The 9,389-nt window shown below is 66.0% G+C and carries 4 protein-coding genes and 2 pseudogenes; 2 read left to right on the forward strand and 4 right to left on the reverse strand.

Annotated features, from left to right (window positions below):
• Positions 1–446: 446 nt before the first annotated feature.
• Together AB0M26_RS30660 and AB0M26_RS30665 are read right to left on the reverse strand one after the other, a co-directional pair.
• Positions 447–1,760: pseudogene (locus AB0M26_RS30660) on the reverse strand (Helicase associated domain protein); the annotation flags it as partial.
• Between the two features lie 609 nt (positions 1,761–2,369).
• Positions 2,370–4,970: a hypothetical protein gene (locus AB0M26_RS30665; protein WP_365266124.1), complete on the reverse strand. Its 2,601-nt coding sequence runs from the start codon at positions 4,968–4,970 to the stop codon at positions 2,370–2,372.
• 1,111 nt (positions 4,971–6,081) lie between these two features.
• Here AB0M26_RS30665 and AB0M26_RS30670 point away from each other — a divergent pair.
• Positions 6,082–6,363, forward strand: a complete 282-nt coding sequence (locus tag AB0M26_RS30670) for a hypothetical protein (protein WP_365266126.1) — start codon at positions 6,082–6,084, stop codon at positions 6,361–6,363.
• Positions 6,364–6,480: 117 nt separating this feature from the next.
• On the opposite strand, the pseudogene AB0M26_RS30675 reads toward AB0M26_RS30670, so the two are convergent.
• Positions 6,481–6,689 (reverse strand): annotated as a pseudogene (locus AB0M26_RS30675) (helicase associated domain-containing protein); the annotation flags it as partial.
• Positions 6,690–6,833: 144 nt separating this feature from the next.
• Here AB0M26_RS30675 and AB0M26_RS30680 point away from each other — a divergent pair.
• A complete protein-coding gene (locus AB0M26_RS30680; RefSeq protein ID WP_365266128.1) occupies positions 6,834–7,247 on the forward strand; it encodes a hypothetical protein in 414 nt (137 codons plus the stop codon).
• A 52-nt stretch (positions 7,248–7,299) separates the two neighbouring features.
• Here AB0M26_RS30680 and AB0M26_RS30685 read toward each other — a convergent pair whose 3' ends face one another.
• The gene (locus AB0M26_RS30685) at positions 7,300–9,192 is read right to left on the reverse strand and encodes a hypothetical protein (RefSeq protein WP_365266130.1); all 1,893 of its coding nucleotides are present in this window, start codon (positions 9,190–9,192) and stop codon (positions 7,300–7,302) included.
• Positions 9,193–9,389: the final 197 nt, after the last annotated feature.

Genomic DNA, 9,389 nt, shown 5'->3' on the forward strand with positions numbered 1-9,389 from the left:
AATTCACAAGATTCGTCGGGGTTGGTGAAGCCCGTTGACAAGACGGCACCCTGGCCCCGATCGGCTGCTCGGGGCCAGGGCGCTGTCTTTTATCCCGGCGTTTGGAGGTCCGCGTGCTGCTGGCGTTGTGGAAGGGGAACGTTGCCGCGGTGCAGCGTGAACTCGCTGCCCGCGCCGCCAGCCGTCCTGCTGCTGCTGATACCGCCTCCGGCCGATGTCCATCCCGTGCACGGACACCCCGGGCGGGAAACGGGGTAGCCACTCGCGCGGTCCGCCGCCTGGGCAGGAAGGGTGGCGCGCTTCTGCCGCAAGAAAACAATGAGGGCTCCATACCTGTCCCTTGGTGTGGAGCCCTCGTATGAATCGGCCGTGCTCAGCTTGAACTCGTTACTTGGTGAGTGGGGGCCGGGACACGCTGCATGGCATTCGAATGGATGCCCAAGTTGTCACACTCGCCATTCGAGTCCGAGTGTGGCGAGTGCGGCGAGCTTGTCGTCGGTGAGTTTGGCGCGCCTGCTCTTGGCGTTGGAGAGGAACACTCCGAGTTTCACCTCGGTGCCGTCTTCCAGCCGTTCTACATGGCCCCTTGAGACCGTCACAGACCCGGTACGCGCCTTGTACTGGGCCAGGGCCGCTACGCCTCGCTCGAAGGCCCCAGAGCCGCCCTTGGGCGGTTTCGCGGGCGCTTCCTGCTCGGGCGGTAGCGGCTGGATGTCGAGCTTGGCCAGGAGTTCGCGCTGCTGGTCCAGCAGCTGCTCCCAGACGGTGGGCTGTCGCTGTCGGCGGAGCCACTTGCCGATGTCCATCCCGTGGACCGTCACGCCCGGTGGGACCTCTACCGGACCGGTTTCCTCGCTCAGGAGCTCGCGCGCGGCGGCGTAGTGGCGTTGCCAGTCCGCCGGCCGGGCCGGGTTCCAGTGCTCGTCCACGGCCTCCAGTGCGGCTTTCCACTCGGGCCGGTCTTCCAGCGCGCCAGGGCGTCGCAGGTTCGACAGCCACTGGCCGATGGGGCGGTCCAGCGCCGTGGCGGTCCGCGGCGCGCACAGCGTCCAGTGCTCCTCGTAGTACGCCCGAGCAGCCTCCAAGTTCTCCTGGAAGCGCTCATCGGACAGAGACCAGACCATGCCCAACTTTTCCAGCCGCTTCGCCCGCAGCCCGTTCATCTGCCCGGCCCCGTAGGCCCGGCGCTGCTCAGCGGCCCACTGCCCGAGCGGGTAGGCACCCTCCCGGTGCCCGTACGGCACCCTGGCGTGGCCCTCGCGTTCGGCGAACTTCTTGAGCGCGGCCCAGCCGCGTCCCCAGTCCTGTCGTTCGGTGTCGATCACGTTGAAGCTGACCCAGTCCGCGACCATTACTGGGTCACGCGGAGCCGCGAAACGCAGCAGCAAACGTGAGGCTTCCTCGCCGTCTTCGGGCGCTGCGCCGATATTCATGGACGGCTGCGCGACATCCTTCTGTGGCTCCTGTGGGATGGGCGAGCAATTCGACGGCCTCTTCGTCGTGAGCGCGCAATCCTTCAAGGACCTTCACCAGAGGTCGATACGATCCCGAGGTGAACATGTCCTCCGGATTTTCCCCGGGCTGGAGGAATACCGGCACGATCAGAGAGGCGAGCTTTCCTTGTCCGGGCTTTTGACGCAGGGCGCGGCCGATGGCTTGGACGATGTCGTGCGGCGCCCCTTTGGAATCCAGCAGGGCGACACAGTCCACGGCCCGGATGTCCACGCCCTCACCAGCACCCGGCAGTTGGAGAGCACCGCGTGGCTCTGTTCACGTCGTAGAGCAGCGATTCTCCATCAGTTTGGGAGGCAGCGCCCACGCCGGATGTCAACGAGAACGGGAGGCGGCTCGACGGCGGCCGGCGGGGACTCCGTTTGCCGCCCGTCCGGAGTGCGGGGCAAAAGCGCTGGCTACGGGCGAAGGTGACAGCCGTCAGAGCTCCGTTGCCGACCGCGGGTGGGTGCCTCCCGTTCTCGTGAACATGGACTCGTCCGGTCGGCGCGTGCCTCCCAGAGCCGTGAACATTTGCTGTCGGAACTCGTGAACAAAGCCACAAGCGCCTCGTCGGCCTCACTCGGGGTCGGTGCCGGAGTCGAAGCCCGGTGGGTGCGTGCGGCGCGCCGGTGTGCCTCCGTGGAGCCCAAGGCATAGGAAGGGATTGCTGGCGCTGGCCGGTCGCGGGGGTCGGGCTGGTTCTTCCGGGCGCGGTGCGCGGCCTGGCGGGTCCGAGCCCCGTGGACCGAGATAGGCCCGGTTCCAAGATGCACGTCCTGTCCGACGCAAAGCCGGGCCGGGCATGCCGCTGCCCGCTGCTGAAGGTCTTCAGTAGCGGGCAGCGGTGATGGCTGGATCACGGCGCGCCGGGGGGTTTACCGGTTGATCGTGCCGATGTTGGTGGAGCGGTCCGCGGCGGTGCAGTGGGACTGCGCGCGGCTGCCGGTGGCGGTGAGGGTGAGGTTGTTGGGGTTGCCGCAGTGGTTGCTCTGCCGTCCGGTCTGGGCGGTGTTCTGCTGGAAGAGGTCGGCTGTGCTGGATCCGCCTTCGGCCAGTGCGCCGCCGCCGGACACCTTCGTGCCCAGGTTCTTCGACTCATCGATGGTCTTGCACCGGTTCTCCACCCGGCTCCCGGTCAGCGTGATGTCGCCCTCGTTGGGGTTGGCGCAGCCGTTGTTCTGCCGTCCGGACTGTGCGGTGTTGTACTGGAATGCCTCGAGCTCTTCGGTGGCGGTGCTGGAGCCGCCTTCGGCGCGGGCGCCACCGTCCTTGACCAGGACGTGCTTGTTGAAGGAGTGGTCCTTGTTGCCGCACTTGGTGTCCACCCGGCCGTCGGTCACATCGAGTGTGGCGGGTTCGTTGGGGTTGGCGCAGGCGTTGTTCTGCCGGCCCTCCTGCGCGACGTTGTACTGGAACACGTCTGCGGCGGTGGTGGATCCGCCTTCGACGTGGGCGCCACCGCCCTTGACGAGCATGTGCTTGTTGAAGGAGTGGTCCTTGTTGCCGCACTTGGCGTCCAGGCGACCACCGGTCAGCGTGAAGTCAGCGTCGTTACCGTTGGCGCAGGCGTTGTTCTGCCGGCCATCTTGCGCGATGTTCTGCTGCTCCACACTGGCGATGCTGGAGCTGCCGCCTTCGATGTGAGCACCCCTGCCCTTGACCAGCACCTTCTTGTTGAAGGAACCGTCCTTGTTGCGGCAGTCAGTGTCCACCCGACCGGGGTCCACACTGAAGTCGGAGTCCTCGAGGTTGGCGCAGGCGTTGTTCTGCCGGCCTTCCTGCGCGATGTTCTGCTGCTCCACGGTGCTGGTCGCGCTGCTGCCTTCGATGCGGGCGCCCCCGCTCTTGACCCGCACCTTCTTGTTGAAGGAACCGTCCTTGTTGCGGCAGTCACTGTCCACCCGGCCGCCGGTCAGAGTGAAGTCAGAGTCCTCAAGGTTGGCGCAGGCGTTGTTCTGCCGGCCTTCCTGCGCGATGTTCTGCTGCTGCACGGTGCTGGTGGCGCTGCCGCCTTCGATACGGGCACCCCCGCTCTTGACCAGCACCTTCTTGCTGACGGAATCGTCGTTGTTGCCGCAGTCACTGTCCAGCCGGCCGGGGTCCACAGAAAAGTCAGCGCCCCTGCCGTCGACGCAGGCGTTGTTCTGCCTACCTTCCTGCGCGACGTTCTGCTCCCCCACGGTGCTGGTGGCGTTGCCGCCTTCGATACGGGCGCCCCCGCTCTTGACCAGCACCTTCTTGTTGAAGGAACCGTCCTTGTTGCGGCAGTCACTGTCCAGGCGACCACCGGTGAGCGTGAAGTCAGCGTCCTCAAGGTTGGCGCAGGCGTTGTTCAGGCGGCCTTCTTGCGCGATGTTCTGCTGCGCCACGCTGCTGGTGCTGGAGCTGCCGCCTTCGATGCGGGCGCCCCCGCTCTTGACCAGCACCTTCTTACTGACGGAACGGTCCTTGTTGCGACAGTCACTGTCCAGCCGGCCGGGGTCCAACGTGAAGTCAGCGTCCTCACCGTTGGCGCAGGCGTTGTTCTGCCGGCCTTCTTGCGCGATGTTCTGCTGCGCCACGCTGCTGGTGCTGGAGCTGCCGCCTTCGATGCGGGCGCCCCCGCTCTTGACCAGCACCTTCTTGTTGAAGGAACCGTCCTTGTTGCGGCAGTCACTGTCCAGCCGGCCGGGGTCCAACGTGAAGTCGGAGTCCTCGAAGTTGGCGCAGGCGTTGTTCTGCCGGCCTTCCTGCGCGATGCTCTGCTGCTCCACGTTGGCGGCGCTGGAGCTGCCGCCTTCGATACGGGCGCCCCCGCTCTTGACCAACACCTTGTTACTGACGGAACCGTCCTTGTTACGACAGTCACTGTCCACCCGGCTGTCCTCGATGGTGGGGTCCAGGTCGTTTGTGTCGGCGCAGGCGTTGTTCAGACGGCCTTCCTGCGCGATGTTCTGCTGCTCAACGTTGGTGGCGGCGCTGCCGCCTTCCACGCGGGCCCCGCCACTGGTGACCAGCGTGTGCAGGCTGAAGGAACGGTCCTTGTTGCGACAGTCACTGTCCAGCCGACTCCCCTCGAGAGTACTGGGATTGAAGTCGTTCTGGTCGGCGCAGGCGTTGTTCAGCCGCCCCTTCTGCGCAATGTTCTGCTGATTGAACTCGACACCCTCGGCCCCGCCGGTGCCACCTTCGACGTGGGCACCTTTGGACCGGGTGTGAGCGAACGCGTTGACGGATCCGTCATGGTTGAGGCACCGCCCCCTCGTCCGCACTCCCTCCGGGGAGAGGGATGCGTTGTTCAGCTGGCCGCAGAGGCTGTTCAGCCGGCCTTCCTGGGCGCTGTTGTCCTGGATCAGGTCAAGATCTGTTCCGGTAGCGGAGCCACCGGTGACGGTGGCTCCGCCTGGCTTGTTGTCCGCGAACGCCGCACCCGCGCCGAAGGACGTCACACCCGCCATCGCCATGACCACCGCTGTCGCGGCCGCAACCCTACGCACCCCACCACTCCTCGCCAGACGGAAACCCTCGGGACGCTCGTCCCAACGAGAGGCAAGAAGCACACGTCACTCAGATGTTCGCCCAAACCCCCAGATGGGCTAAACGCTCATGTGACGTGTGCCACTGGCGGCGTCCGGACGAGGCGGGCCGATGGGTGCCGGGCGGCAAGCCGTACGTGCGATCTCTCGGTTTGGGGACAGTGGTGTGAGCGACAGTCGGGTGTGGGTGTGTTGTTGCTGGTCGGGGGCTCTTTAGGGGGTGGGGCACTGTCTTGGATGTGAGAGATCGGTGGGGGATCGCTGTTGGGGGCCTTTATCGCGGTAGGTGTGACGCTGTCTCAGTTTCGTGAGTTCTGATCCGCGGGCCGGCGGGTGGTTGATGTGGCTTCGGGTACGGCTGCGCACGTCGGGTGCGGACCGTAGGCGGGCACCAGCGGAGCTGCGTCTCGGGTGGGCACCGGCCGTGACGCTCAAAAGCACGGAAACGTGACCGATCACGGTGGAGGGTTCCGCCACACGGCCTAGCGGCCGTGAGACTCCTGTACCTCCGCACGTCGAATTCCAACATTCCCATACCTGAGCTTCCGCTCTGCGGCTGATGGTCAGCTTTTGGTTTTCACTGTTCGGCGTTTTGTTTTCAGTGCCGGATCGTACCTGGTGGTGGCGGGCGAGTTAGTCGTTCGCTGAACGTATGGTGCTGATTGGGTGCTGAAGGGTGCCGCTGAAGTGAGAGTGATCCTGACGCTGGGTCTGTAGCAGCAGACGCCTTTGGGCGTGCCTTGAACTCCTCAGCTGTCACCTTTTGGAGTGGCCGTCGTGCGGTGTGTCTGCTTGTGCGTCTTGCTATGGGACAGCCTGCCCACACAGGCATCGGTTTCAGGGGGTGGCCTGCGTGGGCGTGGCGAGTCGTGAGACCGCTGTGAGTCGGTTACTCGCTCTGGATGGCCGGGGCGAGTTGAGCACGGCGCATGTGCGGCTGGTAGCCACGGTCTTGGGTGTCTCGGAGCGTACGGTGTGGAACTGGCTGTCCGTAGCGCGCCATGAGGGCAGGACAGGGCCGCGGCATCAGCCCCGATGACATCAGCTACGGCAAGGGCCCCAAGGCTGGAAGATGACCCGCGGCGAGAAGAGCTACACCCGTCTCGGGTGCGGCGCTGCCCGCCGGGCCGCAACCAGGCAGGCCACCGAGGACGCCGACGCCACCTCCGTCTACCCGAAGACAACCGGGCAGTTCGAGAAGATGGCGCACGTATCGGACTCGTACATCGACGCCGAATGCAACGGCGACCCGAGCGCAGCCGCTGACGACTCGCCGTGCTACGGGTGGGCGCTGGATATGGCCATGGGCCCGGCGATGCTGGACGCCGATCTGACGATCGATGAGGCCCGATAGAAGCAGAAGCAGAAGCAGAAGCAGAAGCAGAAGCAGAAGCAGAAGCGGCAGCGTTGAGCGCAGCGGCCGTGGACTCGCTGCGCCTTGGCATGGGAATCATTGGGCGGGGGCGCGGAGCTACCAGTCGAGTCCGAGGGCGGCGAGCTGCTGGAGTTTGTCGGGGGAGAGTTTGGCGCGCCTGGTCTTGGTATTGGACAGGAAGACCCCGAGCTTGATCTCGGTGCCGTCTTCCAACCGTTCTACGTGGGCCCCCTTGGGACCTTCACAGAGCCCGTGCGGGCTTTGTACTGCCTCAGGGCCGCAACGCCCTTCTCGAAGGCGCTCACCCGTAGCGGTTCTGTGGGGGCAGCTGAGTAGTTGGCAGCGCGGCGTGCGGAGAAGGCGCACTGTCATGCGAGGACTGTGGTCGGGAGCGGGCGGCTGGGCTGTGCGAGGCGTGCAGCTACCGGCGCCAGGCCGAGGCCCTGACCGTGGAAGCCGGCCTGGTTGCGGCCACCTGGTCCGCCGACCTGGAGGACCCCAGCGACGTCGCCGCTGTCGCTGCCCACGTCCGGGCATCGCTGGAGGCCGCCATCACCACCGCCCGCGCAGAGTTCGAAGCTCTGATGGAGCCGGCCGGGCCGGAGGAGGACGAGGAAGACCCGGCCTTCACAGCGTCCGCGCTCGCCTACACCGCGCTCAAGGCCGTGGAGCAGGCCCTGCCGGAATACCGCAGCAGCGCCCTCGCACGGCTGGCCCGAACTCCGGAGGCCGAAGCCGAGGCGGAGCTGGCGTTCGAGGCCGAGCAGAACCGCCGCTGGTTCCGCCACAACCCGACCGGCGCCGACGCCATCGCCGCCGCAGCCAAAGTAGGGCCGGGCCGGCATGCCGCTGCCCGCTGCTGAGGCTTTCAGTAGCGGGCAGCGGTGATGGCTGGGTCACGGCGCGCCGGGGTGGTTACCGGTAGTCCGAGCCGATGTTGGTGGAGCGGTCGACGGCGGTGCACTGGGTGGTGCTGCGGCTGTTGGTGGTGGTGAGGGTGAGGTTGTTGGGGTTGGCGCAGGTGTTGTTCTGGCGGCCTTCTTGGGCGGTGTTCTGTTGGAAGAGGTCCGTGGTGCTGGATCCGCCTTGTGCTGTGGCTCGGCCGCCGATGTTTGTGGTGTGGAGGTTGGCGGAGCCGTCGACCGTCTTGCAGTTCACCGTTGACCGGCTGTCGGTCAGGGTGATGGCCTCCTCGGGGAAGTTGGGGTTGTTGCAGGTGTTGTTCTGCCGGCCTTCTTGGGCGGTGTTCTGCTGGTTGATACCTGCGCCGGTGCTGGAGCCGCCTTCGGCTCGGGCGCCGCCGCCCTTGGTGAAGGTTTTGTGGTTGAAGGAGAAGTCCTTGTTCCCGCAGCGTCCTTCCACCCGGCCCCCGGTCACGGTGAGGGACGCGTCGCTGTTGCGGCTGTTGCAGGTGTTGTTCTGCCGGCCTTCCTGGGCGGTGTTCTGTTGGGCCACAAGCCCGCTTGCGCTGCCGCCTTCGGCTCGGGCGCCGCCGCCCTTGATCCACGTGTGCTTGCTGAAGGAGCCGTCCTTGTTCCCGCACCGCACCGTGTACCGGCCCCCGGTCACATCGAGGTCACCAAGGTTCTCGTTGCTGTTGTTGCAGTTGTTGTTCTGCCGGCCTTCCTGGGCGATGTTCTGGGTGGTCACGTCCTCTGTTGTGCTGGAGCCGCCTTCGGAGCGTGCGCCGCCGCCCTTGATCCACGTGTGTTTGCTGAAGGAGGCGTCCTTGTTCCCGCACCGGCTGGTCTCACGGCCACCATCGATCACGTCGGTAGCGGGCACATTGAAGTTGGCGCAGTTGTTGTTCTGCCGGCCTTCCTGGGCCACGTTCTGCTGGTCCACGCTGCCCGCTGCGCTGCCGCCTTCGGCGCGGGCGCCGCCGCCCTTGATAAGGGTGTGGTTGCTGAAGGAGTGGTCCTTGTTCCCGCAACGGCTGGTCTCACGGCTCCCGGTCACCTCGATGTCCGCGTCGCTGGCGTTGGCGCAGTTGTTGTTCTGACGGCCTTCCTGGGCGATGTTCTGCTGCTCCACGTCGACGGTCGTCGCGTTGCCGCCGAGGGCTCGGGCGCCGCCGCCCTTGATCCACGTGTGCTTGCTGAAGGAGCCGTCTTTGTTCCCGCACCGCACCGTGTACCGGCCCTCGGTCACGCTGAAGCCCGGGCTGTTGTGGGTGTTGCAGTTGTTGTTCTGCCGGCCTTCCTGGGCGGTGTTCTGCTGCTGCACGCTGCTTTCGGTGCTGGAGCCGCCTTCGGCGCGGGCGCCGCCGCCCTTGATGCGGGTGTGCTTGGTGAAGGAGAAGTCCTTCTGCGTGCAGCGGCTCTCCACCCGCCCGCCGTCCACGACGATGTCCGCGTTTTGGTTGGGGCTGTGGCAGTTGTTGTTCTGCCGGCCTTCTTGGGCGATGTTCTGCTGCTGCACGTTGCTTTCGGTGCTGGAGCCGCCTTCGGCGCGGGCGCCGCCGCCCTTGATACGGGTGTGCTTGGTGAAGGAGAAGTCCTGCTGCGTACAGCGTTCCTCCAACCGCCCCGGGCCCACCGTGATGTCAAGAGTGTTGGGGTTGCTGCAGTTGTTGTTCTGCCGCCCCTCTTGCGCGATGTTCTGCTGCTCCACGCTGCTTTCGCTGCTGGAGCCGCCTTCGGCGCGGGCACCGCCGCCCTTGACAGACGTGTGCTTGCTGAAGGAGCCGTCCTTGTTCCCGCACCGGAACGCCGCCCGGCCCTCCGTCACGCTGAGGTTCGAGTTGCCGTTGGGGTTGTGGCAGTTGTTGTTCTGCCGGCCTTCCTGGGCGATGTTCTGCTGGCTCACTTCGACGTCTGCGCCCGAGCCGCCGTTGGCCCGGGCGCCGCCGCCTTTGATGAGGGTGTGTTTGCTGAAGGAGTGGTCCTTGTTCCTGCAACGGCCCTCTACTGTTGCGCGACGCGGAAGGTGTGCATGAAGGCGACGTTCGGGTTGTTGGCGGGACGGGATGAAATGACCCCGGCGGCCGTCAGGCCGCCGGGGTC

Origin of the sequence: Streptomyces sp. NPDC051776 (genome assembly GCF_040681345.1) — a bacterium.
In the GTDB taxonomy this organism is placed as follows: Bacteria; Actinomycetota; Actinomycetes; order Streptomycetales; family Streptomycetaceae; genus Streptomyces.

What these genes read in the sequence shown, in the direction of transcription:
- AB0M26_RS30670 (WP_365266126.1), top strand. Translation starts at nt 6,082, where the DNA reads ATGACCCGCGGCGAGAAGAGCTACACCCGTCTCGGGTGCGGCGCTGCC.